Here is a 26,954-nt window from a genome sequence, read left to right on the forward strand (position 1 = left end):
TTCGTCTTCATGCTGGCGATCCTGACGGCATGTGGGACGGACAAGCAGTCGAATGACGCAGTGGAAGATGTGACGGATGCAGGGACGACGGATGTCAGTGAAGAAGTCGCCCAAGCGTTCCCGGTAACGATTACGGATGATGCGGGGCGGGAAGTGACCATTGAGAGCGAACCGGAAACGATTGTTTCCATCCAGGCGAGCAACACAGAAATCTTGTATGCACTTGGGGTGGGCGACCGCTTGATTGGTGTATCCGATTACGATAATTATCCGGCGGAAGCGCTTGAAGTACAGAAAGTCGGCGGACAAGATATGGATGCGGAGCTGATTTTATCGCTCCTGCCGGATATTGTCCTCGCTACGTCTTACCACTACAACACGCATGGAGATATCTTGAAACAATATGAAGAAGCGGGCATTACGGTCGTCGTGACAGGCAGTGCATCTTCTTTTGACGATGCTTACCAAACGATGAACATGATCGGCAAGGCGACGGGAACTGCTGAAAAAGCGGATGAAATCATTACTGATATGAAAGAGCGACGTGCAGCGATTGAAGAAAAGGCAAAAGCCATTACTGACAAAAAGAAAGTATGGGTGGAAGTGTCCCCTGCGCCGGATATTTTCACAACCGGGCAAAACACGTTCATGCATGAAATGTTGGAAACGATCAATGCCACCAATGCCGCGGAAGATCAGGATGGTTGGGTGAAGTTGACGGAAGAGGAAATCGTCCAATTGAATCCGGACGTCATCATTACGACATACGGTTATTATATCGACAATCCAGCTGAACAAGTTTTGGCACGTGAAGGCTGGGCGGAAGTGACAGCAGTAAAAGAAGGACAAGTATTCGATGTGGATAGTGACACGGTCACGCGTCCGGGACCTCGTTTGATCCAAGGAGTGGAAACACTTGCAAAAATCGTCTATCCGGAAGTTTTTGGGGAATAAAATCACTTGGTTGTACTTACTGAGTATCGGATTGGTGCTCGGTGCGCTGCTGCTTGGATTATTCGTCAGCAGCGTCCAGTTTCCGATCATGACCATTTTACATATCGTGTTGGACAAGTCATTCGGGCTCGGTTGGCTTGAAAACATTCCGCGGAATGAAGAATTGATCATCTGGAATATCCGACTCCCTCGGGTAATACTTGCTCTTTGTGTCGGTGCTTCGCTATCGCTTGCAGGCGCCGCCTTTCAAGGGCTTTTACGGAATCCGTTAGCGGACCCTTATACGATCGGTGTGTCGTCAGGTGCTGCATTGGGTGCTGTGTTTGTCATCTTTTTTCAATTTACGATTATCGGGCTTGGTAGTTTTACATTGCCGGTTGTCGCTATTATTAGTGGATTTATTACCTTAGGCATTGTGTTTGGTTTGGTCCGTTTGAGCAGTAGAAGTTTGGCCATTGAAACGATTATTTTGGCAGGAATTATCATCGGCGCGTTTATCGGTGCCATTACATCGCTTCTGATTTCGCTCGGAGATCGGGATGCGATGACGCAAATCATGTACTGGCTCTACGGCAGTGTCGGGATGAGGGGATGGAGTCATGTCCAGCTTGTCATCCCATTTATCATTGTTGGGGCGATTATTTTGCTGATGCATTATCGGGAATTGAATGCGCTGGCACTTGGAGAGGAAGCGGCTGACCATATCGGCGTCAACGTGAAAAGAGGGAAAATCATGGTGCTGATCGGCGCCTCTTTATTGACGGGGGCGGCCGTAGCCGTTTCCGGTTCAATTGGATTTGTCGGGCTCGTCATCCCGCATCTCGTCCGTTTGCTGACCGGACCGAATCATCGGCATCTCCTACCGTTATCGATGCTGTTCGGCGGTTCGTTTTTGATTTTGGCCGACTTGCTGGCCCGGACGATCATTGCCCCGAAGGAATTGCCGATTGGCGTCATTACGGCTTTGATCGGCGCGCCTGTTTTTGCCATTTTACTGGTCAGGGAACGAATCGGAAGAGGTGAGCGCGGATGATCAAAGTGGAGCGACTGGCGGGTGGCTATGGGAAAAAGCCGATTGTCCAAGACATTGATCTGGAAATTGAAAAAGGGGAGTTTTTTGCCTTACTCGGGCCGAATGGAAGTGGCAAAACAACGCTTTTCAAATTAATCACCGGACAATTGCCGATCCTTTCTGGGGACATTTTCATCACCGGTAAAGCGGTATCCAAATTGACGAAGTTGGAAAAAGCGAGAAAGGTAGCTGTCCTTTCCCAGGAAGTGCAAATGACTTTCGATTATACCGTTGAAGAGATCGTCAGCCTTGGACGCTATCCCCACCAAAAAGGGCTGTTCAAAATACTGTCCTCGTACGATCGTCAAGTGATTGATTCGGTAATGAAGATTACCAATGTGGAACGCTATCGTAAAACGAACTTCCGTCTGTTGAGTGGGGGAGAAAAACAACGCGTCTTATTGGCAAAAGCCTTGGCGCAAGAGCCGGAAATTTTATTGCTGGATGAACCGACCAATCACTTGGACATCAAGCATACCTTCCATATGCTCGATTTATTGAAAGAGTGGCAGCAGACGAAAGGGCTGACGATTTTTGCCATTTTACATGACTTGAACGTTGCCTCCCTGTATGCAGATCGCGTTGCTTTATTGCATGAAGGTTCTTTTTTAGAAGTCGGGGACGTCAATACGTTACGGAAAGAGCAACAGTTGAAACAAGTCTATGAAGTGGAAGTGCATGCGCAAGCCCATCCCTTCGTACCCAAACCACAACTTCATCTGACGCCAACGCATGCGTATGAGCCGGAGGAGGCACCGTTAGCGGAACGTTTTCAAGTGGAACGTGTTGAAGAGATAGCCCATCTACGCTTTTATCAGCCATTGCGGTCGTTATCCAATGCGACGGTTGGCGAAGGGGTGCAGTGGTTACAGCATTTTTGCCTGTTGAAGGGGCGGGTTCATTCCAAACAATCGTTGCTAGATGGGCTTGAGGAATATGGAATTCCCCCTGAACAAGCGGCTGCCATCGGGTTTAATGGCAATCTACAACATGTGGTCATTAGCGAAAGGCCTTTCCTCGACAGCCAGCTATTGGTTGTCGCTGCGATAGAAGCGAGTGACAATGTAGATGCCATTCATCTAATGCTGTTTATCAATGGCCAATTGTCCGATAAAGCGCTGTTCGACGGCTATATGGCTGCGACGGAAGCGAAAGTGAAAGCCTGTCAGCGATTCCAGTTGGGGGCGGTGCAATCGGCAAAGGACGTGCTGCTTATTGCAGGTACCCAAGTGGAAAGTCAGTTGTACGATCTGGAACCAATAATATTCCGGGAAGGGATCGAACAGGCTGTTATTGCTGTATTGAAAGAGGCGTTTGAAAAAATAGGGGGGAGCGTCGATGACTGAACGTAGGCTTGTTATAGCAGGGACAGGTAGTGGAGTCGGCAAGACGACTTTGACGATCGGCTTGATGGCGGCGTTGAAGAAAATGGGGCTCATAGTTCAAGGGTTCAAATGTGGACCGGATTATATTGATCCGACGTATCATACCGCGGTGACGAAACGGGTATCGCGGAATTTGGATAGTTGGATGCTTGGCAAAGAGACAGTTCTTGACATCTTCAATCATGGCAGTGCGGGTGCGGGTATTTCGATCATGGAAGGTGTGATGGGCTTTTATGATGGAAGAGATCCGTTGTCGGATGAAGGCAGTACAGCGGAAATTAGCGTGCTGACGAAAAGTCCGGTGCTGCTCGTCGTCAATTGCGCAAGCATGGCGAGAAGTGCGGCGGCTGTTGTGAAAGGGTTTCAAACGCTTTCGGATGAACCAAATATAGTCGGCGTCATCGCCAACCAAGTCGGAAGCGAACATCATTTCAATCTTGTGAAGGCCGCCATTGAACAGCAATGCGGCATTCCGGTGATTGGCTATTTGAAACGGGAGCAAGACATTGAAATTCCCGAGAGAAGTCTCGGACTTATTCCGTCCATTGAAAGAGGGGAGCTCGATCCATTTTTTGATCGGCTTGGCAAACTCGTAACGGAAACGATTGATCTAGAGAAATTATTGGAGATTTCGGTGGCGCCACCTTTGCCTGCGTCCTCCGGTGATTCATTGTTTGGGAAACCTAAAAGTCCAATTGTACGGATAGCGGTTGCGAAAGACGCTGCCTTCAATTCGTATTACGAGGAGAACTTGGAGATTTTACAGTCGTATGGGGCTGAACTAGTCTATTTTTCGCCAATGGCCGATCAAGCATTGCCGGAGAATGTAGATGGCCTGTATCTGGGCGGTAGTTTGCCGGAAGAGTTTGCGCAGCAAGTTTCTCAAAATGAATCGATGAAGCGTTCCATCCGCCAAGCGCTTGAATGGGGCATCCCGACATTAGCGGAAGGCGGCGGGTTTGTCTATTTGACGGAATCGCTCATTTCGACCGGTGGAGAATCTTTCGAAATGGTCGGATTGATTCCTGGAAATGTGAAGATGCATACGAAGTTGCAAGCGATTGGATACCGGGAGATCAAAGGTTGCTCCGCAAATTTCCTGCTCAATGAACAACAACAGGCAAAAGGGCATGAGTTTCACTATGCCACATTCCATACGGATGAGCCGATCCAGCATGCTTATGAAACATCGGGCATGCGAGGGACCAAAACGGACGGCTATGCGAATAAAAACGTTGTAGCGGGTTTCACTAGATTTCATTTTGCGACCTGTCTGGATATGGTACAAAGGTGGATTCAGGCGTGTCAAAACGATCAAAATAGAAAAGGGGATGAGGGAAATGAGTGAACACAAAAAAGAACGACGAGGATTAACACTTGTTTATACAGGGCATGGCAAAGGGAAAACGACCGCGGCATTGGGTATCGCCCTTCGCAGTATCGGTAGAGGCTATCAAGTGAAAATCTTGCAGTTTATCAAATCGCCGCAACGGTCTTATGGCGAGCAAATCGCATTGGAAAAACTCGGCGTGGAAATGGTGCAGCTCGGTATCGGCTTTACTTGGTTGAAAACGCCTGAAGAGCATCGCGAAGCGCTAAGAAAAGCATGGCCACAAGCAAGAGATGCCGTCATGAGCGGGGAGTACGATGTTGTCATTTGGGATGAACTGAACAATGCATTGGCCATCGATAAGTTTCCAATTGACGATGTACTTCCTTTGGACGAAGTGTTGGAAACGATTCGAAATAGACCTGCCCATGTGCATCTTGTGATCACGGGAAGAGATGCACAACCCGAAATCAAAGAAATTGCGGATCTAGTCTCGGTGATCGAAGCGGAGAAGCACTATTATGAAGATGGGGTAGAGGCGGTCAAGGGATTGGAATTTTGATTGGGGAAGTACGTGGATTGAATTAACTCGTATAATTATGCTGCAATCAACATAGATTAAGAAAAGCTGAACGTCTGCAAACGTCCAGCTGATTGCAGTCACTACCGCATGAAGAGCGGTTGACCCATTGTACAGAAGTGTTGAAAAAGAAAAACCACCCTGCTTACTTGGTCGTTAGCGGAGGGTGGTTATTTCTTTTGATTGGTGATAACAATTGCCACTACAATGGCTACAACTGCTGTTAAAGTTGTAGCAAGGAATATACCAAATTGAAATAGCATATTCATAGCTTCAAAAGTTACCAACATCTATAACACGGGCCCACACGATGTGGGTCATGCAGACGTTGCCAATCGAACAGCGAAGGGTTCGATTTGCCGTATTTCTGCGATCTTTGCGGAAATTAAGGCACTTTCCTTTTAGGACGCGGCGGTTTTAGTCTGCCTTTCCTTTGAAAAAGGTAGTGCCAACCGCCCATCCGCTTTATGCAATTGCACTTTTATTTTAATAACCATTTACTGTGAATTGATATAAGCTAAAGACGAACCACGAAAAGAGAAGGGCATGTGCTACTAAGTTCAGTATGATTGAAGATTTTTTGTAGAGCTTTTTTTTCAAATAAATGAAAACGAAAAGTAAGAACAGCAATTGTATCAATAACATGGGGATACTAATCACAAGAAAAAGCATAAATTCCTCAGCTTCGGTTAACATATACCCTTTACTCTCGTCCAACCTACTTAGCGCAACCACAATTTCAGCGATTTTAGTAGAAACCCATATAAAACAGAGGTTTATTCCGAAAAATAGAAACCCTGTTATCTTGTGAAATCGATTCAAAGCAGCACCTCCCTAGCAACAGTCCATCACTCATTCTGAGATCCTTTCCATTTTACTCTTCTTGTACAAAACTGCACCGATTGTTCAATACTAAATCTATTTTTGAAACCAACAATAACAAGTGATAGTAGAGATTAGATGCTACTAAGCAGCATATTGAAAAGGGAATAACATCAAATAGGTTAGCATTTTGATTAAGTAGAATTAGAAGAAGAGCACCAACGAGTGTACCCGCTAATGAATATAAACCAAACCCGAAAAAATAACGTTTCCATTTTGAATTTCTTTGGAACTTTGCAGCTAATTTGTCAATCAAAATTGAAATTGGTAATCCCGCAAGTAAATAAACAGGTCCGGCATAAAGAATGACAAAAACAAACGTTTCGGAAAATCCGAAGTAATAAACATTAGGTTCTCGCTGGGAACTGGGAACAAAGAAAAACCAAGAAAAAATTATTGCAAATAAAATAACAGATAGTACTGCTGTTAAGAGCCTTTTCCTCATCTCATACCTCCATAAATAATTCAGGAACCAAAATGACAATCCCTTCCTTTTTAAGTTCCCGAACTTTGATCCATTACGCCTCCGTATAATGGATTTAAAACTAGTTTTGGGTTGATATAATCCTTTACAAGGTTTAACATTTTATGTAATACGCTAAAAAACAATAAAAGAAGGTCTTTCTGTGTTAGAAAAACTAAATAGTTTTCTCCAAAGATATATTGCTATCTTAACGCCGCTCAGTGTGGTTTTAGGGGTTTTATTAGAAAGTGTTGGGCATCATTTATTATTTCTCGTCACATGGCTTTTTGCTTTCATGACATTTGCAGGAAGCTTGCATATGAAATTTAAAGACGTGAAGATTTTTGTGAAGCATCCAGTACTCATTGTATTCACCATTGTTTTCCTTCACCTTTTGATGCCTTTATGGGTTTATTTTTTATCGACTGTCATTTTCGATGACCATTTATTGACTGTCGGTTTTATCGTATCAGTTGCAGTACCTACAGGTGTATCCAGTGTGATTTGGATCAATATTTGCAGAGGAAATTTGCCGTTAGGCTTATCGATTATTTTGATTAATACGCTACTTACTCCGTTTATCATCCCAGCAATGCTCCATATCGTTTCAGGTGAACAAATCCATTTAGATGTGGCATCACTGATGCTTAACTTAATTTTAATGATTGTGCTGCCCACTATTGTAGGGATTTTAGTGAATGAACTTTCAAAAGGGGAGATACCAAAGAAATATGGAAAGAAACTTTCTCCGATTTCAAAGCTTTGTTTACTGACAGTCATTATGATTAATAGTAGTGCGATCGCTCCATACTTGAAAGATTTTAACTTACATTTAATTTCAGTTTTACTGTTAGTGTTTTTCGTAGCTGTCTCGGGTTATGCTTTTGCTTTACTCATCGGTCGTACTATTTTGAAGGACTATCCTCAAATGATCACCTTAATATTTACCGGAGGCATGAGAAATATTGCACTCGGCGTCATTGTGGCAACGACCTATTTTCCAAGTAAAGTAGCCATGCCTGTTGTTTTCGGCATGTTATTTCAACAAGTGTTAGCTTCCGTGTTTAGCAAGATAGCTACAAAAAGTGCAGTCCCTCTAAATCATCCGCTGAGCTCCTAAATAGTTGGACACCGTTGTTTTGGCGGTGTTCTTTTTTTATTACTACAGATTTTTTGTCTCGTGTGATATGGGAACTTCTTTGTCCTTGTTGGACCAACCTGTACTGTTATTTCAAAAAGTAAGAAGTGCTGCCAAAATCGCCATATAATCTTTAACTAAAGCATCAAATTAATTCAATCAACAGTTCACCTTTTTTCCTCTAAATAATCTCTATATGCTTTTTGAACTTTATCTTCTTTGAGTGTTATAGTTGAAATTCTTTTATGAATATCGTTTAGTAAGTACAAGCCCCTAAAAATACAACCTACTACAATCCCCAAAGCAACAATACCTCCAACAGGTCCCATTAATAATAAAATGTAACCCAAAATAGAACTTGAAATTATTGATAAAAATAATTTCATATAACCCCTCCTTGTGTATTCCTTACTACTAAAAAATCATTCACTTATTAAACTCTACTACCTAATTAGTCCAATAAGCAAAAAGAGCACTCTAAGCATCTCAACGAATTCAAAGTAAAGCACATCGTTAGTTGAATAAGAAATCGTTCTACTCCTAATACGTTCATCGGGACTGAAAGGATTCAACAGTTCTAACTAAGTATCAGTAGTATGGCTAATTGTTAACTTGGTAATGAACAGTGATAAAAAGACTAAAATTCATCAGGTATGAAGGGGATTATGTATGTAAGAAATTTGCGAACGAAGCCATATATTTTAACCCCGTCCTAAATTTAGAACGGGGTGATGCTTGTTTTATTTTAAAATTAAATAGCTTTATTGTCATTTTACTAGAGGAACTGTTAACCATTCAATCCGCCTTACTCTTTGGGATGAAGAAACACTAGGATTTTACCATCCTGAGCGTCATTAGAATAGCGTTCAGCTTCATCATCTGGCACTCCAATTTCCATAAGAGCATGCTTGAATCCGCCAGCACCAGAGCTGGCCCCTAGGATTGCTCCTCCAATTGTTGTAATAATAGGACCCGCAGCTAACACAGCGCCAACTCCAGGAATCAATATAGTGGATAATCCTGCTATCACTCCCGCTAAACCAATGGCTCCTCCAGTTGCAGCTCCGGCAATGGCTCCATCCTTAGTGGAGGGTTTTACTTCCTGTGTGATTTCGGATAGTTCTGTTGTATTTTTAGCAATCACTGAAATTTCCTCAGTGGTATAGCCCTTCTCTTTTAAATCTTTCACGACTTCAGCCGCTTGTTGTTCATTTTCATATACGCCAATAACATGATTTTTCATTAAAAATTACCTCCCAACTATATATCCTTTACCCGTTCTTTAGTTTTTCTAGACATATTTCACCTGTCCTGCAAATGAATTTACTATTGAAGAATAGTATCAGCTCAAAAATTGTTGGACACCGTTGTTTTGAAGGTGTTTTCTTTTTTTTTCTGACCAACACATTCAATTCAAGGAGGGGGGATGATACACTATTCTATAGCACGATTATTTAAAAAATTATGCGAAAGCGGGGAAATTTTATGCGTTTTGAAACGAAGGCTATTCATGTTGGACGCCAGGTTGATAGTTTAACTGGTGCAGTGACTACGCCGATCCATCTCTCTACTACATACGAACGGGATATAGATGGAACTTATACAGATGGATTCCTATATAGTCGTGGAGATAATCCGAATCGTCGTGCGCTGGAGGAGTGCCTTACCTCGCTCGAGGAAGGTCACGATTGCGTTACATACGCATCAGGGATGGCTGCCATCGCATCATTAATTGAAGCACTGCCTTCCGATAAACCACGTCGGATCATTATGCCGGACGATATGTATTTTGGTATTCGTTCTCTTATTACTGAAACGGATATTGGTTCAAAGTTTGACTTTGTGATGGTTGATATGACAGACCTCCAGGAGGTTGAAGAAGCCATAAAAAGTGCACCCACCGGTATGGTTTGGATCGAGACGCCGTCTAATCCACTTGTAAAGGTCACTGATATTGAAGCTATTGCCAAGCTAGCACAGGAGGGTGGCGCTTACACCGTAGTTGATAATACGTGGCCAACTCCAGTTTTGCAGCTTCCCTTAACGCTTGGTATTGATTTTTCGCTTCATTCCGTGACGAAATATATAGGAGGTCATAGTGATTTAATGATCGGTGCTGTTATCGCTAAAGCAGATAGTCCGATGTTGACCAATCTACGTGCTTGGCAACATTCAAAAGGTGCTGTGCCTTCTCCTTTCGACTGTTGGCTTGCATTACGCGGCGTGCAATCATTAGCCGCGCGTATGAGGGTCCATTGTTCGAATGCGGCAGAAATTGCAGATTTTTTAGTGCAACATCCGAATGTAGAAGCTGTTCATTACCCTGGACTTGCTAGTCATCCTGGACATTCTATTGCAGCACGGCAGATGAGCTCGTTCGGTGGTATGCTGTCATTTCAGGTGAAAGGCGGAGAGCGTGAGGCGATGGCTGTTGCAGCAAAGCTACGATTATTCATGCGTGCTACAAGTTTAGGGGGCACCCACAGCCTAATCGAGCACCGTTCTTCAGTTGAAGGAAGCGGTACGATGGCTCCAGCTAATCTATTACGGGTATCGGTTGGAATTGAAAATGTAGAGGATCTGAAAGAAGATTTGATACAAGCTCTTGAATAGTTCATACAAATTTCATTCAGACGTCAAAATATAAAACACTGGAAATCCATCGATGGATTTCCAGTGTTTTTTTGTCATTAAATTGCTTTTTAAAAAAATAAATAGCGCCCGATGTCCACTTTTCCACTTCAACTATCTATATATAGGATGAAGCGACTGATCATAAAAATAATCGAAAGTGGGGCATTGTTATGGAAAAAGGTTGGATTAAATTGCATCGGGAACTGTTGGAAAAGCCGATTTGGACAGAGGCGACGCCGGAGCAAAAAGTTCTTCTAGTCACTTTATTGATGATGGCCAATCATTGCGAAAAACAGTGGGAATGGAAAGGGAAGCCGTTGACGGCCCGTCCCGGTCAATTCGTGACGTCTTTGCCATCGCTCGTCCAAAAATGCGGGAAAAATAGCAGCGTCCAGAAAATAAGGACGGCGCTCAAACGATTTGCAAAATACGAATTTCTAACAGACGAATCAACACCCCATAATCGACTGATAACCATTGTAAACTGGGGCGTTTATCAAGGTGAAGAGAGGCCTTCAACAGCCCATTCAACAGACGGGCAACAGACGTCTAACAGACAGTTAACAGCTAACAAGAATGTAAAGAATGTAAAGAATGAAAAGAAAAGTAATAGTCGCAAACAAGTTTACGACGAATCATCTATTTTTTATCAACTTGCTTATTCACTATTTGACCATATAAAAATGAATCATCCGGGTACATATGAGCCGAATTTTCAAGAATGGGCCAATGAATTCAGAATGATTATGGAACGGGATCAGCGGACAATCGAACAGGTCAAGCATTTGATGAAATGGTCACAGGCACATTCTTTTTGGCATAAAGTCATCCTCTCGCCGGCTTCCTTGCGGCGGAATTGGGACCGCATGGTTTTTCAGGTGAAGCAAGAACGGATGAAAGGGCAAATTCGAATTTTACCCAAAAAGTCGGTTGAGGAATTTAGGCTAGACCTCACGAAGGGGGAAGACTTATGATTGCAGAAAAAGCGGTGCTTGGCTCGATGCTGAAAGAAAATTATTTGATCGCGGAGTCAAACTTATCCACTTCCCAATTTACAGATCCGATAAATCGGATGATCTTTCAGGCGATGGTAGAGCTTCGGAAAGCTGGGAAAACCGTCGATCTCATCACGTTGCTCACGTCATACAGTCCACAAGATTTAGGCGGCGCAAATTATTTGAACGACTTGACGAACTATGCGCAGCTTGAACGATTCGATGATCATGTTGGAGCGTTGTTGGAAGTGTGGCGGGAGCGTGAAAAGAAAAATATACTGCATCTTTCGGCACGAGAAAATTGGTCAATTGATCGCATTACGACCGAACTGGCGTTATTGACGGACAATCGTGTGAGTGATCACGCTGACATCTCGTCCATGCTCGTTGAAGTGTACGAGGATCCATTTGTAGAAAAAGAAATCCAAGACGGAGCACCGTCAGGAATCACAGCGTTGGATGAGATGACAAACGGTTTTCAGGACGGGGAATTGACCATCTTGGCAGCAAGGCCATCCATGGGAAAGTCGGACGTCATGCTCCATATTGCAAAGCAAGCGGGCTGGAAAGGGTATGTACCGATCCTCTATTCACTCGAAATGTCAAAAGCCAGCTTACGAGATCGGCTGATCGCTTCCACTGGACGCTTTTCGAGAAGTCGGATGAGAGATCCATTCAACCTATTAACGGAAAGACAAAAAGAAAACTGGTCGAAAGTCGTCGGGGTATTGAGTGAAACAAAGATCCAGATTTTCGATCGCAGCAGGCAAACGATTCCGGAAATGCGCATGAAAATACGCAAAACGATGAGTGAATATCATGGGTTGAAACCGCTCATTCTAATTGATTATCTGACACTTATTCATTCGGAAGAATACAAGAATAATATGCATTTGCAAGTGTCGGGCATCACGAAGGAATTAAAAGCGATGGCACGGGAATTCAATTGCCCCGTCATCACGTTGGCGCAGCTTAGCCGTGCTGTAGAGCAAAGGCAGGACAAGCGTCCAATGATGGCAGACTTGCGTGAATCGGGATCCATCGAGGAAGACGCGGATGTCATACTCTTTTTATACCGCGAGGCGTATTACTCGAAAGATGACGACGACCGTGTGATGGAGCTGATCGTTGCAAAAAATCGGAATGGTCCGGTCGGGACGGCAATCGCGCATTACAACAAATTTACCGGGGAGGTTTTGAGCTATGGGGCAAGTAGTGAAAGAGCTATTGGCTGATGCCGTTACATATGATGAACCGTATTTAGCGCATGCGATTTATTATGCCGTGCAAAAAGGAATCGTGAAGCTGGAAGATCCAGCGAGCGCGATTCCATATGAACAATTGGATTATGAAGCCATTCAAAAAATGCGGGATGACAACCGCTTGATGATGTGCGGCATAAAGCTTTTCATTATACCCATGGGCTCCAAACGATTCGCACTCTATTTGGCAGAAAGAGAGGATGAAGCGCGTGCCGAGCATCATAAAATGTATGGCGAACTCGCGCGAACGATTCGAGATGTTAGTGACAAAATGGACGCCGGAGCGTATTGTGAAGACACGCAAAAATGGCAGTCATTCCGGGAAGTGAAGCGGCAAGTGCTTCAGTTTCCGTATTATGTGGGGGAGATGGGTGGATTAAATTAAACGGTATGCTGATGCTATAATAAGAAAAGCTGAACGTCTGCAAACGTCTAGCTGATCACAGTTAACATACCGCGTGAAGAGCGGTTGGCCAAGGTCGAACAGGTGTTAAACCAAAGAGTAACCCCCATCTTAGTCCTCGTCAAAGGAATGGGCGGTTACTTTTTTGATTTGTGATAACGATAGCGCCCGTTAATTGAATGCTATTTACTTATATAATTGTTTCCCATATATTCTTGGCTACTGAGGACATCTTCAACAATTTTCAGTATTTCAGTATGGTTTTTTCCGTTATGTAAGTTTTGAACTTCTTTTTCAACCCCATCATTAAAATTTTTCAAGTTCTGCGCAGTACGTCTAAAGCTACTTTCATTCGCTTCGAGAGCACCACTCCTTAGCCCTAATTCCACATCACCAATCCAAGAAACGAGATTCGGAGGTAAATCTTTCTCATGTGTATCAACCAAACTTCTACTTTTTGTTATTTCAAATGCTGCTAACATAATCCATTTTTCATAATCGGATGTACTATCGTCTCCATCGTTTAAAAGACTATCTGCATAATGAATTCGATTCAAGATAGACTCTACTGCTTCTATTAACTCAATTTTTTTATTTTGTTTTTCTACAAAATAATTTATAGCAAAGATGAGATTTAAAGAGATGGATAGGACGATAGTGAGAACTAAAAATTTCTTCGATTTTTTCTCCACTTGCTTAAAATCCCTCCTGAAAAAGCAAAAAACGCTTGTGAAATCTTTACATCAGTCTAAACAAACCTGTTCTTTAGTTGGACAAGAAAAAAGAGCCATCTAAGCTGCTTAACAAGCTTCAAGTAAAGCACCCATTAATCGAAGTTGTTCACTGAAAAAGTCCAAAGATCCAAGCTATCAAATACAGTGGAACTGCAACAATTATCATACCAGCAAACAAATAGGCAACCGCCCATATCATAAATTTTAAAACATCGTATACAGCACCTGCAAAGTCTTTCACAAATCCCAACAACAATATCTCCTCCCGCCACATATAACTTGGTAATTCCGGTTTAACATTACTTTCCTCTAGGGAAACATAATGGAAATAGTTTATTCAACGAGGTTCTATTGGAAGAAATTCGCTTCTTTAGCTCCTTGACTAAGAAATCAGTTAGAAGGGGCCTGAATTTTTATATTCTATTCGAGAGGGGAGCTAGCGCAGAATAGGGCGTATTCCTTTCTTTCGGATACATTTCATCGTGAGAAAGAAATTTTTCTGCTTCGCTTATCACGAAGCCGAGGATTTGGTTCCTTCTTCAAGTAAAGCACCCCGTTAGTTGAAGAAGACTATTTATTAGTTCTCCTTTTAAGTTTTAATTCTTCATATTCTCCCCATACGATATAAAGAATACCTACAAGTAGAGACAGCACACTAAAAATGTTTAAAGTATATCCTACATAAGATAACATCCCATCGAATAAATCTTGACTCCAACTTGAAACCCCTGAACCAAAAATTGCAGCACTTATATATTTCGTTGATATTAAAAAAGCAGATATAGCTATAAACGCAATTCCAGTACCTCGTCTTGTCATTTTAAATACCCCTTCCTCTATAAAACGAATAATACCTTATATGAACAAATTCTTTTTTTTTCTATATTACCTTTATTGAACTAACCTGCCTTGTTAGTTTAAGAAAAACAGTGACGCTTCTTAAACAATCGCGTCCGATTGGTGAAATTCAATTTTCTTCGCTTTTCCTTCTGAATAAATTGCTTACTATTACTATAATGCTAACTAATATCATGACATTTGAAAGATAATAAAACAGGTGACCATAAAAACCAGATGACTGGAAAACCCCTTCATTCGAAATAAATATAAGTATTCCGGACAATAGATATAAATGGGGGATAACATTCTTTTTCAAACGGCTACCTACTTCCTATGAAATCCATTCTCTTTCTTCCGCACTCTGAACCGATTGTTGAACACAAGTTAAACAACACTCTTCAACTAACCTCCCTTTAGTTCTACGCGGATTAAGATTGTTGTGGAAAAGATGTGGTTGAAATAAAATTGATCCTATAAAAAATCGTGTCCATTTTCATATGAAGGACACGATTTTTATTGGTGCTTGGGAGTCAAGTACAGTTTACCTTAACGATTTGGTCCAATAGTTCAATAAAGAAAAGAGCCGTCTAGCAGCCCTACGAACTTTGAGTGGAGCGCCTGTTCACCGAATTATATAGTATGTTTTCTTCCTGGGAACCAAAAGAATACCGTCAACAACAGAAAAGCAATTGGGATCAGGCCTACATATTTGAAAGCATTATTTGCTCCGAAAAAATAGTAGGCGATAGGGATAAAAGTAATTGTACTGATTAGCATGAAAAGCCAAGAACGCCTAGAAATCCCGAACGCCAATGTGATCATTGATGTCAAAAATGAAGCGTACCACAGTAAAAGCATAACTACCTCTCCCTATTTTGTTTCCTATTTGTTTTGAAGAAGAAAACACTAACTATTACCAAAATAATGGCGACACCAATCATAATTAAGGAAGGTGTATCAAAAATAAAGAAATACGAGTCATTGGTTTCGTACATAATTATCACCACCTGCTGTTTTGTTAGCTGGGGGAGGAAGGTCGATCCATTACGGACATCCGTTAGTAATCAATTCTCCCTTTAATCTTCTTATAAAAGTTTGTATATAATTATAACATTATTCTGAATGACTAAGGTCAAAACGTGCGATTTCTTCATCTTCAACCGTCACAATTAAAATTGCATCCATCGCATGTTCCTTTAATTTCTCCAATTGTTCGGGCGACGGGGCAAGTCTTATTTCGGGATTTTCCTCTAACGCTCCTAAAGTATAATCAAAGGTGTATTTGCCTTCCTGATTGGGTTCAAGAACAGGCATACTCGATAGTCCCATACCTAAATTTTCTTCTTCGTTATAAATATTAATACCCATCACTTCTTCTGAAATGGCTTTCAACTTTTCATGAGGTTCGATTCTAACCTTTATTCCATCGTCAAATACAAAGTTCAATTCATTTATCTTTTTGGCTTCCCCAAGATTCTTTTTACCGGTATTCTTTAAAACGAACTCATAACTGAGTGCAACGGGTACTATAATTTCTCCCTTTTTTTCGCCTGAAGTAATCCCGATTCCTCCTGATCTCGCTTCATCACTTCGAATTTCAACTGTTGAGCCGACTAAATCTACAGAAGGTTTACTCGAACACCCTGCCAAGAGTAATAGAACTGAGAAAATACTTATAACAAACTTTAACATCCCGTTGCTTTTCATTATAAATACAACTCCTTTCTTTCTATATATACGTTCATAAATAGTCCTAAGTTTCAAATAACTATCTTTTCAACAAAACTGTCCTTATTACCGGCTATCACTTTGGGGTTATTGAAAATATGGGGGAGATGAGTGGGAAGAAGCGGGGCGGTGATTTTGCATTGTGTCTTTTTCATACGTTACAGTGTAAGTGCGTGGATTGAATTAAGCGGTATGATTATGCTACAATCAACGTATAATAAGAAAAGCTGAACGTCGGCAAACGTCCAGCTAGTCACAGTCACATACCGCTTGAAGAGCGGTTGACCAAGTATAACAAGTGAGTGTAACAAAAAAAGTAACCCCATGTTTATCCTTGGCTAGAGGTGATGGCGGTTACTTTTTTTGATTTGTGATAACGATTGCAACTATTATGGCTACAACTGCTGTTAATGTTGTAGCAAGGAATATGCCGAATTGAAATAGCATATTCATAGCTTCAAAGGTTACCGTCATCTATAACACCCCCTTTCAGAAGGGAGTGCCAACCGCTCATCTGCCTTATACGACTGCTGCCCTTAGTTTAGCATAATTTCGGTAAGCTGTAAGGGATCTTGAAAGAATGCACAGCAATATCCCATAATGGAGAATCCGGCCCCTCGGCTAAGCAATCAAATAGAGGAGCCGGATTTTTTGCATCCCATTCAAGAGGGGAGCTGGCGCAGAATAGGGTGGATGTACAGTTAATGGACTACCTTGAAACAAAAGGAAAGCCAATCACTTTAGTCAACTCTCAATTCAGAACTCCAAGGTGGTTCTTTTCCAATATCTACGGTTATCTCTTGCCTTTTTAATCCTACTTTCTCAGCATAATAATCAAGCATTTCAAAAACTGCAAAACGATGAAAACTGCCATTGAGAAATTGCGGTTCATTTCGTCTGTTTGAATCTATATTCCAGAGAGGTACAGAAACTCTTGCTGAATTATCGTTTAACTCATTTATCGGAACACTGAAGTTTATATGCTCGTTATAGCCATTCGCAACTGCTATGACAGTAACTTCTCCCATGTTTTTCATGGGGAATCTAGGGTCTTTGTGAACCGTAACAGGTATATTTGCTTCGCCTTCAAAATTTGTTAACTCTGTTCCGATTACCGCGCCTAGTGAATTTATGACAATAATTCGGGCGTTACGAATGGGTGCATCTTCATTAAAAGGTGCTTCTACTTTTGCGGTTAGTATTGCAGATACTGTATTTTCATCGGTCTCTTCAAAAGCTGATAAGAATAGAGTGAAAAAAGAAACAATGAAAAATATAAAAAGACTTTTTTGAACCAAGGATAAACACATCCTTCTCTTTCATTATCCTTAGTAGTATTTGATTTAATATTTATTGTATACACGTCATCATAACCTTCACTTTTAGTTGAACAAGAAAAACATACTTCTACGTGGCTCAATGATCTTCGAGTAAAGCATCAGTTTGTTAAGTTGCTACTTCATCATTACCTAGATCCCTCCGAATATCGAAAAGAGGAATACAACAAATAAAACACCCAATGAAATGGAAATTAGCGAGATATATTTAATAAACCCTTTTTCCTTCTTAATGAAAGCGATAATTCCAAGTGCTACACCTGTTAAATAGATAGCAAAACCAATGGGTATGGCTACCATAGACCACTCTCCGAAGGTTAAATTGAATGGTGGGAAAATCATATACGCAATAAAAATCCCAACGACAATTAGAATGATGGAATACGTACTATACTTCCTTTCGACTTTTCATAACCTCCTTTGTGAAAAAATAATAAATATATCTGTTAAATTAATTGTACTAACTCTGGATTAAATGCTACATAATGAGGCATCCAGCAATCAGAGCGTTCCGTACCGATTTCGTGATTATTTAAGCAAATCCTATTCAGACCATCACAACCATCATATCCGCAACAACCGTTTAACCTGCTTTGATCCGAATGGTAGTTTGTATTCGTTAAATCCTTGATGTTAATTAGGATATAACCTTTTAATCCTACTGGGTAAGTTATTCCATCATCAATTACATAAAAACCTTCAGGAATATAATTGTGACCAACATTCCTATCCAACAAATTCAAGTCTAGTAACTCCGATACTTGTTTGGAAACTTCTAAATTACAGGATTTACAAATCAGTTTCAATTTAGAGTACCTCCTTTTGAAAGCGCATCCGAAATAAAATTGTTAAGATCAAGAAAAGAAGAGGCGATAAACCTATAAAAGATATGGGTGGATTACCGCTTAGAAAGTACAGAGAAATAGGAAGACTTGTAATAAAACAAACTAACATAGCTCTCCATGAAAGTTTACTCACAGCATAGAAAAAAGAGAGGAAGGACACTAAAATTGAAAGTCCAAATATTATTGTGACTATTACAGCTAATACACCCACTTTACACACCTCCAAACTTCACTAAATAGCCTGATTGGAGCCTGTAAGGTTAAACAAGAAAGAACCGTCTGAGTAGCCAGAAAAACTGAGGTTGATTTTGTTTGGAGAAAAACATTACTAATTGTGCCAATAATAATGTTTTTACTCATAATGACAGCACCTAGAAAATCTATTTAATGATCAGTTCCTTAATCGTTATATAAAGTCGCCTTGCGATATCCATTATATGGGTTCTGATATTTTGTATTTCATTTAAACTAGAAATCTTTATTTGAAGTTCTGCGATTCCTTTTGAATTTCTGATTTTTATATCCTCTTTTTCTATATCAAAATCTTGCATAAGCTTATTTGTAAAACTAGTTATTTTATCGTTATTTGTTTTCCCGACATAAAATAAAATTTTAATCCTATAACTTCTAATGGAAATTAAATACTGATTCAAGGCCCAAATAAAATCCTCTTTTTCAGAATCATAATGGCTTGGATCTCCAAATTGTTTGGCTTGCCCACAATGTTGACAAATTGCTAGATAACGGACATGACGTACACCGACACCTGGTTGTTCAACATTCACAAAAACTTCATAGGGGATATACACATCATGTGAACAAAAACTACAAATAACGGGCTCATCAAAAATCGTAATACGACTTTTTTCCGGCGATAAATAATCGACACTCATACTTTTGTCACTTCCGTGTATTCAATAATAGATACATGTTGTTGTAACGTATGATCAAATCGATTCTTTTCTTGAAACATCCGGATATCACCACATGATGTGCAGGAAAATGTTTGCAATGTGAGCTGTTCTGTTATTGGTTCCTCTAAAGGATTTAAATCCATATAAACTTCACGATGCAGAAATTCATCGTGCTGACAAAATAAACAAATGAGCTGCTTGTCACGAATTTTTATTCGATACGTTCCTCTTCTTCTGACCATTCCTTCACCCCTAAATCAAAATACTACTTCTACTACGTTTGAAACGAATGGGGGTTCCAATTTTAAGTAAATTCTCTATTTGTAATAAGAAAAAAGGCTTTACTCCTTCTTGAAGTAAAGCACCCGTTAGTTAAAGAAGCTCTAACGACTATGTAACAGGTTATTTAATTTAATTAATGCTTCATTTATTTCTTTTCTTAGTTGTTGTTCTGATATTTCGAATGTAGTCTCTTGTCCAGGAAGGCACTCATGCCAGTAACAATCTGCTGATTCAAATACCCCATTCAGAATTTCAAATAAGGGTTTGGCCATTATATCATCCGATTCTTTAAACACTTTAAAATATTGTGTTTGAAATTCATCTGCTGATAACTTCTCTTCTAAAAAATCCACCATCAATTTTTTGTATTTGTTTACGTCCATTTTTCCCTACCCACAATAAGTAACTTTTAATTTTCTTCTCTCTACTGTTTTCTTATTATACTAACCCCTTTAGTAAGATAAGAAAAGGGTGTTTAACCCCTAATTGAGCTGAGGATTTATTGTGCTAATTGGAGAAAGTAATTCCTAATATCTGTTGGCAATTCATCAACTGCAAGCACTTCTAATTTTTTTGTACCTGGTGAAGTCATGACCACAAAAGTTCTTTCGTCATATTCAAAAAAAGTGAATTGACCTACACGATTTGGAGACGTATCCAAACTATTTATAAATTCAAAATCTGCTTCCTTGAAATTAGCTTCATACCCATCTAACATTAACTTCTTTGCGTCTTCAAAGTCATCTGCAAATGAAATTGCTTGATATAGTTCTAACGAATTTTTAGGTGTATAGAAAACATCATAATACGTTGCTCCACCAACCATTACTAAAATTAATATTAAGAAAGCAATCCGATTTTTCAGTGTCTTTTTCTTGGAAATCTCCACGATATTAACTCTCCCTTTTGATTCCAACTGCGCAACAAAAGTTAACACGCTTGTTGCGCTAACCTGCCCGTTCAATATGAGATGTCTTCCTGTAATTTCTGTAAAATCCTCTTTACGTTAGTTAAGGGCATTTCTTCGAGATATATTTGGAAATAGCTTATCCCCATTAACCCACCGACCAAAGCAGATAATCCGGCAATTATCATTGGGGTAATAAGACTTGTATTGGGAATTAAATTTCAGATAATAAAACCACAATTCCAACAAATAAACCTATCCAATGTTTCCTTTTTTATTGAATATTCACACCTCCAATAATAAGTATAACCTTTTTCTTTTGATAAATTGGGAGTGATATAGTTTTAGGTTTATTATCTGAGTATCTACTGTTCTCATAATGGCAAAAAGCACTAGTTTATAAATTCATTAATGCTAGCCCTTTTGTTGTGTTTATTGTTTCAATTGCAGCGGGTATAATGGAAGAACTAGAATTTTGCAAATACGGTTTTGCGGAGGTGAGGATCCATGAATGCTGTGATGACCTATGCCAGTGGAAGGGATCCATTGCAACGATATGATGCGGTCCGGCGTAAAAATGCGGAAGCCGCTTATGATCGCCATGCCCGTTACAACGGGGAAAATCAGAAAGTGTTGAAAGAACTGGATGCTTTATTGGCAGGTGAGGGCGGACCAGCCGCGACGCCCCAATCAGATCGTCAACCCCCTCAAACACTTGACGCCGGTCAAGTGAAACAAGTGACGTTTCCGGTAGGGAAGACGCTCGAGGAGACGATCGATTTGTGGCGAGGTGTGCGGGCGGATGCGCTGTCGGTACCGGAACCATCCACTGCGGATTATCAGCTGGCGGCAACCGCTTCGGCGAACATCAGGCAGACCGAAGCGCAGATTGCACTGGAGAAGCGGGCGCAATCGGAAGTGGAAACGGAGCTGTTTCAGGATGAATTGCAAACGGCTAGCATGGCATCCGAGGACCTTCCCTCTCTTGACAGGGAAGTGCTCCTACTGCAGAAACGATATGATCAAGCCATTTCGTCCTACTCTTTCCATGTACAGATGAAACGAAATGGGTTTGAAATCGAACGTCCGAGTTTTTATAAAATCGCATAAATGATCCGAGAAGGTTGCCAACCAATGGCGGCCTTTTCATATTTGAAGAAGGGGTTAACAGCGCATGGCAAAACAACAGAAAAAAGTGAAAACCAATGCGGTACGCATTTTAGATGGAGAAGGGATTCCTTATGAGCTCAAAGCGTACGAGGTCAACGACGGGTTGCTCGATGGCGTTTCCGTGGCGGATAAAACCGGTCAAGAAATGGAGACAGTCTTCAAGACGCTTGTGACGATTGCAGGGCCCCAAGAACTTTTTGTTTTTTTAGTCCCCGTCGCTAAGGAATTGGATTTGAAAAAAGCGGCGCGCGTGGCAGGTGTGAAAAAGCTGGAGATGCTCCCGCTGAAAGAGCTGACAAAAGAAACAGGTTATATGCGGGGCGGCTGTTCGGCAGTCGGAATGAAAAAGAAATATCCGACATTCATGGATCAGTCCGCTGAAAAACTAGACTATATGATTGTCAGTGCCGGAAAGATCGGCTTGCAGATGAAGCTGTTACCGGAACATTTGGCACAAGTGACGGATTCTACATTTCATGATGTATTAAAAGATTGAAAGGATGTTTGAGCGTTAAAGAGAGAAGGGCGTGTATGAGAAAAGTTTTATTATGGAGATGGGCCTTTTACTTGGTCGGGATGCTTGTCCTTTCCTTAGGGATCTCCATGACTATTAAAGGGCAAAGGCTTGGCATCGGACCTTGGGATGTCCTGCATGTAGGCTTATTCCAGCATTTCGGATTGTCGATTGGCACGTGGAGCGTTTTGACGGGATGTATCATTGTCACCTCCACGGCTGTTGTGTTAAGGGAATGGCCGAAAATCGGCACATGGTTGAATATGGTGTTGGTCGGGGCTTTTATTGATTTATTCAACTGGATGATTCCGGATATGACTGCGATTTGGGCGCAAATGATCATTTTTGCGGGAGGAATTATCGTACAAGGAATCGGGGTTGGCATTTATATTTGTCCGAATATCGGTGCAGGTCCACGCGATAGTCTGATGCTTGTGCTTGTCCAAAAAACAGGTGCCAGTGTAAAGAAAATCCGGACAACGATCGAAGTGTGTGTGGCCATTATCGGTTGGATATTCGGGGGGCCGATCGGCTTTGGGACGGCTCTGATTGCATTGTTTTTAGGGCAGGTCGTCCATTATACATTGCCGCAATGTCGGAAGCTTTTACTGAAAATCATTCATGAAGAAAATGAAAATCTACTATACTGAAATTTTTTTGAAGCATAGGCGATGGAGCCGTGCTTTTTTTTATGATTTGGGCATAGGCTAATCGTATGTAGAGAAAGGATGATGAGCATGTATGGAACAATAACCCAATATATGGGGACAGCCTATACAGGTCTTGGAATCTCCCATAAGTACGATAAATTGATTGCCAATGCGTCCAAAACGATTTTTCTGAAATGTCCACCTACCAATACCCTTTCCGATGTGTTGAATGAAACGGCAGCACTTTATCTGAAGCGGGGGTTTGACGTTGATAAATTCATGAGTCCTATTCAACCCGATAAAACGGACGCCATCTATGTAAATGGACCGAACTTGCTTGTTTTGCAGGCATCGCATCCTGTGGCCCTCGAACCATCGGATTTGGGCGGAAAACATTGCGTCATCAGTTTTTATGATATGTACGATGAAAATCTGCTGCGTGAAAAAAATGGTGTCATCGTCGAAAAGCTGACGGAATCGGAAACCGCACTCGAAAAAGCACTCCAGACACTATCCGAAGCGAAGAAGATTCACGATGATTGGGAAGCGGTCAATATCGAGCGCATGATGTGGGAGTTCCATGAAGAACGCATACGAGCTTTGAAGGAAGAGCTCTTTGGCACGATTCGATTGAATAAGTCTGCAGGTGTCTCCCATCGTCTAATCGGCTCGTTGACTTCGGCGGGGGCGCAAGATTTTATTCCATCGATTACGAGAGATTTGGAGCGGCGCATGCTCATTAAAGGGCTGCCAGGGACAGGGAAGTCAACGCTGATGAAAGCGGTGGGCGCTGAAGCGGAAGAGCGGGGATTCGATGTGCTCTACGGTTGGTGCGGCTTGGATCCGAGTGGTGTCGATCTCGTTCAGATCCCCGAACTGTCGGTATGTCTTTTCGATGCGACGAAACCGCATGCGTATGACCCTGAACGTACGGGAGACGAAATTCTCGACCTCGTGCAAATGTGTGAGGAAAATAAAGAAGCCGATGAAAAAATTAACGTGATCAGCGGCATTTATGCCGAAACAATGCTCGATGCTTCCGGTTATATGCAGGCCTATGCACAGGCTGAAAACAGTATGAAAATCACGATGGATACCGCTATCAAACAGCCCGTTTTTGAAAAGAAAGCGATCGCGTTATTGAATTTAATCTGACTTCATTCCATCGGGGTCGTATGTTACTATGGAGGCATCACCTGTTTGAAAGGAAGATTCCATTGTCTAACATACTCAATACTTTTTTAACGGAAAATTTAGCAGAGCTCCGCAATCAAGGGCTCTACAACGAAATTGATCCAGTAGAAGGCCCGAATGGCCCGAAGATCAAAATCAAAGGAAAAGAACTGGTGAACTTATCTTCCAATAACTATCTTGGACTTGCGACGGATGAAGACCTAAAAAAATTAGCGATTGCAGCGACTGAAAAATACGGTGTCGGTGCAGGGGCGGTCCGAACCATTAACGGAACGCTTGATATACACGTAGAATTGGAGAAAAAACTGGCGGAATTCAAAGGGACGGAAGCGGCGATTGCCTACCAATCGGGCTTTAACTGTAATATGGCGGCCATTTCCGCTGTCATGACGAAAAAAGACGCCATTTTGTCCGATGAATTGAACCACGCTTCCATCATCGACGGCTGCCGCCTGTCCGGTGCAAAAATTATCCGTGTCAATCACCAAGACATGGATGATTTACGAGCGAAAGCGAAAGAAGCGACGGAATCCGGTCTATATGAAAAAGTGATGTACATTACAGATGGCGTCTTTTCAATGGACGGCAACATTGCGAATTTGCCGGAAATCGTCAAGATCGCCAAAGAATTCGATTTGATCACCTATGTGGATGATGCGCACGGTTCTGGCGTCACTGGAAAAGGGAAAGGGACTGTGAAACATTTCGGTTTGGAAAAAGAGATCGATTTCCAAATCGGTACACTTTCCAAAGCGATCGGTGTTGTCGGCGGTTATGTGGCGGGCTCACAAGATTTGATCGACTGGCTGAAAGTCCGTTCCCGTCCATTCTTATTCTCAACAGCACTCCCGGCAGGCGATGTCGCTGCTATCATGGGCGCGCTCGATAAGATTACAGCATCCACAGAGCTGCATGACAAACTATGGGAAAACGGAAACTACTTAAAAGAAGGATTGGCGAAATTAGGCTTCGATATCGGTGTATCCGAAACGCCGATCACGCCATGCATTATCGGCGAGGAGAAGTTGACACAACAGTTTTCAGCACGTCTGGCGGAAGAAGGCGTCTACGCAAAATCGATCGTCTTCCCGACAGTCGCCAAAGGAAAAGGCCGCGTCCGCAACATGCCGACTGCAGCCCATACAAAAGAAATGCTCGACGAAGCGCTCGCGATCTACGAAAAAGTAGGAAAAGAGCTCGGCGTCATTTCATAATTACGAGAAATCCCGGATAGCCTTTGTGCTGTCCGGGATTTTTTGTTGGGGCGAAGTTTAAAGAATCATGCGCATTTTTACTGAAACGAACACATACTGAGATAAACGGAAAATCGTTGGAATTTTCTTTTCAAGCGTTCTCATCGAAAGAATTTATTTTTCACTAAAATTTAGTTGTATTTTTGGGGAGAACGAATTATAGTATATTAAAGTTAATATTAAAGGGTTTTATATTAAATTAAAAATTAATGTCCTCTCTAAAAATACATATGTTTTAAGGTAAGGAGTGGTTGAGAATGAAGAAAATTATGGTAACAGGCGCGCTTGGTCAAATCGGTTCAGAGTTGGTTGCGAAGCTTCGCGCCGAATACGGTACGGCTAATGTATTGGCAACGGATATACGGGTATCGGATAACAAGGAAGAGGGACCGTTTGAGAGACTTGATGTGACCGATGCGGATAAAATGCACGTGCTCGCGAAAGATTTCGGAGCGGATACGATGATGCATATGGCTGCTTTATTGTCTGCCACTGCGGAGAAAAATCCATTATTCGCTTGGAATCTCAATATGGGTGGATTGATGAATGCGTTGGAAGTATCCCGTGAACTGGATTTGCAATTTTTTACACCAAGTTCAATCGGTGCTTTTGGACCGTCCACGCCAAAACAAGGGACACCGCAAGATACGCTGCAACGCCCGACGACGATGTATGGGGTCAATAAAGTTGCAGGGGAATTGCTCTGTGATTACTATTTCCATAAATTCGGTCTGGACACACGTGGCGTCCGATTCCCGGGGCTCATTTCCTATGTAGCACAGCCGGGCGGAGGAACGACCGATTATGCGGTTGATATTTACTACAAAGCATTGCAAGAAGGAAAATACACATCCTATATTGCGGAAGGCACCTATATGGACATGATGTATATGCCTGATGCACTGCAAGCAATCGTTGACTTGATGGAAGCGGACCCTGCAAAACTCGTCCACCGCAACGCATTCAACGTCACCGCGATGAGTTTCGAACCCTCTCAAATCGCAGCCGCCATCCGTAAACAAATCCCAACCTTCGAAATCGACTACGACGTCGACCCGGAACGCCAAGCCATCGCCGATAGCTGGCCCGACGCCATCGACGCAACCGCAGCAGTGGAGGAATGGGGATTCAAAACGGAATATGATCTTGATAAAATGACTGTCGATATGCTGGAGAAATTACAATTGAAACTGAAAGCTTGAAAAGAAGGCCTCGGAACTGATTCCGAGGCCTTTATTCCATGGAGGGAGTGCACGCAATACTTTGGGGGAGCTCATAATCTACTTTAAACGATCAAACTACGTCTGGCGCGCTCATTATTTACTTTAAGTGATCAAAGGAGTTAGGGAGTGCTCATAACTTTCTTCAAGTGATCAAAGGAGTTAGGGAGTGCTCATAACTTTCTTCAAGTGATCAAAGGAGTTAGGGAGTGCTCATAACTTTCTTCAAGTGATCAAAGGAGTTAGGGAGTGCTCATAACTTTCTTCA

General features: G+C 41.8%; 32 protein-coding genes. 16 read left to right on the plus strand and 16 right to left on the minus strand.

Translation table 11 applies throughout. The annotated features are described in order from the left end of the window. Positions 1 to 9: 9 nt before the first annotated feature. Genes MHZ95_RS07205 through MHZ95_RS07225 form a run of 5 tightly spaced genes read left to right on the plus strand, consistent with a single transcriptional unit; the run spans position 10 to position 5,303 of the window. Positions 10 to 954, plus strand: coding sequence for an ABC transporter substrate-binding protein (locus MHZ95_RS07205; RefSeq protein WP_483315925.1), 945 nt, complete (start codon positions 10 to 12; stop codon positions 952 to 954). Next, positions 917 to 1,987 (plus strand): FecCD family ABC transporter permease, encoded by a 1,071-nt coding sequence (locus MHZ95_RS07210; RefSeq protein ID WP_239389932.1) that lies wholly within the window; start codon positions 917 to 919, stop codon positions 1,985 to 1,987. The genes MHZ95_RS07205 and MHZ95_RS07210 overlap by 38 nt, the downstream gene beginning before the upstream one ends. After that, positions 1,984 to 3,372, plus strand: coding sequence for an ABC transporter ATP-binding protein (locus MHZ95_RS07215; protein ID WP_239389933.1), 1,389 nt, complete (start codon positions 1,984 to 1,986; stop codon positions 3,370 to 3,372). The genes MHZ95_RS07210 and MHZ95_RS07215 overlap by 4 nt, the downstream gene beginning before the upstream one ends. Further along, the gene (locus tag MHZ95_RS07220) at positions 3,365 to 4,759 is read left to right on the plus strand and encodes a cobyrinic acid a,c-diamide synthase CobB (RefSeq protein ID WP_239389934.1); all 1,395 of its coding nucleotides are present in this window, start codon (positions 3,365 to 3,367) and stop codon (positions 4,757 to 4,759) included. Before MHZ95_RS07215 ends, MHZ95_RS07220 begins: the two co-directional genes overlap by 8 nt. Further along, a complete protein-coding gene (locus MHZ95_RS07225; protein WP_239389935.1) occupies positions 4,752 to 5,303 on the plus strand; it encodes a cob(I)yrinic acid a,c-diamide adenosyltransferase in 552 nt (183 codons plus the stop codon). Before MHZ95_RS07220 ends, MHZ95_RS07225 begins: the two co-directional genes overlap by 8 nt. A 188-nt stretch (positions 5,304 to 5,491) precedes the next feature. Here MHZ95_RS07225 and MHZ95_RS07230 read toward each other — a convergent pair whose 3' ends face one another. Further along, positions 5,492 to 5,611 (minus strand): putative holin-like toxin, encoded by a 120-nt coding sequence (locus MHZ95_RS07230; RefSeq protein WP_255726633.1) that lies wholly within the window; start codon positions 5,609 to 5,611, stop codon positions 5,492 to 5,494. A gap of 584 nt (positions 5,612 to 6,195) precedes the next feature. After that, positions 6,196 to 6,648: a hypothetical protein gene (locus tag MHZ95_RS07235; protein ID WP_239389936.1), complete on the minus strand. Its 453-nt coding sequence runs from the start codon at positions 6,646 to 6,648 to the stop codon at positions 6,196 to 6,198. A 181-nt stretch (positions 6,649 to 6,829) separates the two neighbouring features. On the opposite strand from MHZ95_RS07235, the gene MHZ95_RS07240 reads away from it, so the two are divergent. Then, on the plus strand, positions 6,830 to 7,786 hold the full coding sequence (locus MHZ95_RS07240) for a bile acid:sodium symporter family protein (protein ID WP_239389937.1): 957 nt from the start codon (positions 6,830 to 6,832) through the stop codon (positions 7,784 to 7,786). Positions 7,787 to 7,971: 185 nt separating this feature from the next. Here the strand turns inward: MHZ95_RS07240 and MHZ95_RS07245 are convergent, their stop codons facing one another. Both MHZ95_RS07245 and MHZ95_RS07250 read right to left on the minus strand, forming a co-directional pair. Beyond that, positions 7,972 to 8,190 carry a hypothetical protein gene (locus MHZ95_RS07245; protein ID WP_239389939.1) on the minus strand — a complete coding sequence of 73 codons (219 nt, stop codon included), beginning with the start codon at positions 8,188 to 8,190 and terminating at the stop codon, positions 7,972 to 7,974. A gap of 419 nt (positions 8,191 to 8,609) precedes the next feature. Then, positions 8,610 to 9,047 carry a general stress protein gene (locus tag MHZ95_RS07250; RefSeq protein ID WP_239389940.1) on the minus strand — a complete coding sequence of 146 codons (438 nt, stop codon included), beginning with the start codon at positions 9,045 to 9,047 and terminating at the stop codon, positions 8,610 to 8,612. A gap of 242 nt (positions 9,048 to 9,289) precedes the next feature. Here MHZ95_RS07250 and MHZ95_RS07255 point away from each other — a divergent pair, with 242 nt between their 5' ends. From MHZ95_RS07255 to MHZ95_RS07270, 4 genes are all read left to right on the plus strand, one after another. Continuing rightward, positions 9,290 to 10,417, plus strand: coding sequence for a trans-sulfuration enzyme family protein (locus MHZ95_RS07255; protein ID WP_239389942.1), 1,128 nt, complete (start codon positions 9,290 to 9,292; stop codon positions 10,415 to 10,417). Positions 10,418 to 10,608: 191 nt separating this feature from the next. Continuing rightward, positions 10,609 to 11,412: a DNA replication protein DnaD gene (locus MHZ95_RS07260; RefSeq protein WP_239389943.1), complete on the plus strand. Its 804-nt coding sequence runs from the start codon at positions 10,609 to 10,611 to the stop codon at positions 11,410 to 11,412. After that, positions 11,409 to 12,668 carry a replicative DNA helicase gene (locus tag MHZ95_RS07265; protein WP_239389944.1) on the plus strand — a complete coding sequence of 420 codons (1,260 nt, stop codon included), beginning with the start codon at positions 11,409 to 11,411 and terminating at the stop codon, positions 12,666 to 12,668. The genes MHZ95_RS07260 and MHZ95_RS07265 overlap by 4 nt, the downstream gene beginning before the upstream one ends. Beyond that, positions 12,637 to 13,080: a hypothetical protein gene (locus MHZ95_RS07270; RefSeq protein ID WP_239389945.1), complete on the plus strand. Its 444-nt coding sequence runs from the start codon at positions 12,637 to 12,639 to the stop codon at positions 13,078 to 13,080. The genes MHZ95_RS07265 and MHZ95_RS07270 overlap by 32 nt, the downstream gene beginning before the upstream one ends. Positions 13,081 to 13,280: 200 nt before the next feature. On the opposite strand, the gene MHZ95_RS07275 is transcribed toward MHZ95_RS07270, so the two are convergent. The 12 genes from MHZ95_RS07275 to MHZ95_RS07330 all read right to left on the minus strand — a co-directional run bounded on the left by MHZ95_RS07275 (position 13,281) and on the right by MHZ95_RS07330 (position 20,742). Then, positions 13,281 to 13,790 (minus strand): hypothetical protein, encoded by a 510-nt coding sequence (locus MHZ95_RS07275; protein WP_239389946.1) that lies wholly within the window; start codon positions 13,788 to 13,790, stop codon positions 13,281 to 13,283. 148 nt (positions 13,791 to 13,938) lie between these two features. Then, on the minus strand, positions 13,939 to 14,085 hold the full coding sequence (locus MHZ95_RS07280; protein ID WP_239389947.1) for a hypothetical protein: 147 nt from the start codon (positions 14,083 to 14,085) through the stop codon (positions 13,939 to 13,941). A gap of 317 nt (positions 14,086 to 14,402) precedes the next feature. After that, the gene (locus MHZ95_RS07285; protein WP_239389948.1) at positions 14,403 to 14,651 is read right to left on the minus strand and encodes a hypothetical protein; all 249 of its coding nucleotides are present in this window, start codon (positions 14,649 to 14,651) and stop codon (positions 14,403 to 14,405) included. Between the two features lie 1,134 nt (positions 14,652 to 15,785). Beyond that, positions 15,786 to 16,379: a hypothetical protein gene (locus tag MHZ95_RS07290; RefSeq protein ID WP_239389949.1), complete on the minus strand. Its 594-nt coding sequence runs from the start codon at positions 16,377 to 16,379 to the stop codon at positions 15,786 to 15,788. Between the two features lie 375 nt (positions 16,380 to 16,754). Then, positions 16,755 to 16,874: a putative holin-like toxin gene (locus MHZ95_RS07295; RefSeq protein WP_239389951.1), complete on the minus strand. Its 120-nt coding sequence runs from the start codon at positions 16,872 to 16,874 to the stop codon at positions 16,755 to 16,757. A gap of 266 nt (positions 16,875 to 17,140) precedes the next feature. Beyond that, positions 17,141 to 17,698 (minus strand): hypothetical protein, encoded by a 558-nt coding sequence (locus MHZ95_RS07300; protein ID WP_239389952.1) that lies wholly within the window; start codon positions 17,696 to 17,698, stop codon positions 17,141 to 17,143. Positions 17,699 to 17,869: 171 nt separating this feature from the next. Next, positions 17,870 to 18,037, minus strand: a complete 168-nt coding sequence (locus tag MHZ95_RS07305; protein ID WP_239389953.1) for a hypothetical protein — start codon at positions 18,035 to 18,037, stop codon at positions 17,870 to 17,872. Between the two features lie 146 nt (positions 18,038 to 18,183). Then, positions 18,184 to 18,543 (minus strand): hypothetical protein, encoded by a 360-nt coding sequence (locus tag MHZ95_RS07310; RefSeq protein WP_239389954.1) that lies wholly within the window; start codon positions 18,541 to 18,543, stop codon positions 18,184 to 18,186. Between the two features lie 419 nt (positions 18,544 to 18,962). Continuing rightward, the gene (locus tag MHZ95_RS07315; protein ID WP_239389955.1) at positions 18,963 to 19,475 is read right to left on the minus strand and encodes a hypothetical protein; all 513 of its coding nucleotides are present in this window, start codon (positions 19,473 to 19,475) and stop codon (positions 18,963 to 18,965) included. After that, positions 19,472 to 19,738, minus strand: a complete 267-nt coding sequence (locus MHZ95_RS07320; protein ID WP_239389956.1) for a hypothetical protein — start codon at positions 19,736 to 19,738, stop codon at positions 19,472 to 19,474. The genes MHZ95_RS07315 and MHZ95_RS07320 overlap by 4 nt, the downstream gene beginning before the upstream one ends. A 141-nt stretch (positions 19,739 to 19,879) precedes the next feature. Beyond that, positions 19,880 to 20,161 (minus strand): colicin immunity domain-containing protein, encoded by a 282-nt coding sequence (locus MHZ95_RS07325; protein ID WP_239389957.1) that lies wholly within the window; start codon positions 20,159 to 20,161, stop codon positions 19,880 to 19,882. Between the two features lie 116 nt (positions 20,162 to 20,277). Next, positions 20,278 to 20,742 carry a hypothetical protein gene (locus MHZ95_RS07330; protein ID WP_239389958.1) on the minus strand — a complete coding sequence of 155 codons (465 nt, stop codon included), beginning with the start codon at positions 20,740 to 20,742 and terminating at the stop codon, positions 20,278 to 20,280. A 450-nt stretch (positions 20,743 to 21,192) separates the two neighbouring features. On the opposite strand from MHZ95_RS07330, the gene MHZ95_RS07335 reads away from it, so the two are divergent. From MHZ95_RS07335 to MHZ95_RS07360, 6 genes are all read left to right on the plus strand, one after another. Beyond that, positions 21,193 to 21,795, plus strand: a complete 603-nt coding sequence (locus MHZ95_RS07335; protein WP_239389959.1) for a hypothetical protein — start codon at positions 21,193 to 21,195, stop codon at positions 21,793 to 21,795. Positions 21,796 to 21,859: 64 nt separating this feature from the next. Then, positions 21,860 to 22,351: a Cys-tRNA(Pro) deacylase gene (gene ybaK, locus MHZ95_RS07340; RefSeq protein ID WP_239389960.1), complete on the plus strand. Its 492-nt coding sequence runs from the start codon at positions 21,860 to 21,862 to the stop codon at positions 22,349 to 22,351. Positions 22,352 to 22,386: 35 nt separating this feature from the next. Then, entirely contained in the window at positions 22,387 to 23,019 is a 633-nt protein-coding gene (locus MHZ95_RS07345) for a YczE/YyaS/YitT family protein (RefSeq protein ID WP_239389961.1), read from the plus strand. 87 nt (positions 23,020 to 23,106) lie between these two features. Continuing rightward, a complete protein-coding gene (locus MHZ95_RS07350; protein WP_239389962.1) occupies positions 23,107 to 24,174 on the plus strand; it encodes a hypothetical protein in 1,068 nt (355 codons plus the stop codon). 20 nt (positions 24,175 to 24,194) lie between these two features. Continuing rightward, positions 24,195 to 25,427, plus strand: coding sequence for a glycine C-acetyltransferase (locus tag MHZ95_RS07355; protein WP_370642940.1), 1,233 nt, complete (start codon positions 24,195 to 24,197; stop codon positions 25,425 to 25,427). A gap of 296 nt (positions 25,428 to 25,723) precedes the next feature. Further along, positions 25,724 to 26,668, plus strand: a complete 945-nt coding sequence (locus MHZ95_RS07360; RefSeq protein WP_239389964.1) for an L-threonine 3-dehydrogenase — start codon at positions 25,724 to 25,726, stop codon at positions 26,666 to 26,668. Positions 26,669 to 26,954: the final 286 nt, after the last annotated feature.

The organism is Sporosarcina sp. ACRSM (genome assembly GCF_022346545.1).
Taxonomy (GTDB): domain Bacteria; phylum Bacillota; class Bacilli; order Bacillales_A; family Planococcaceae; genus Sporosarcina.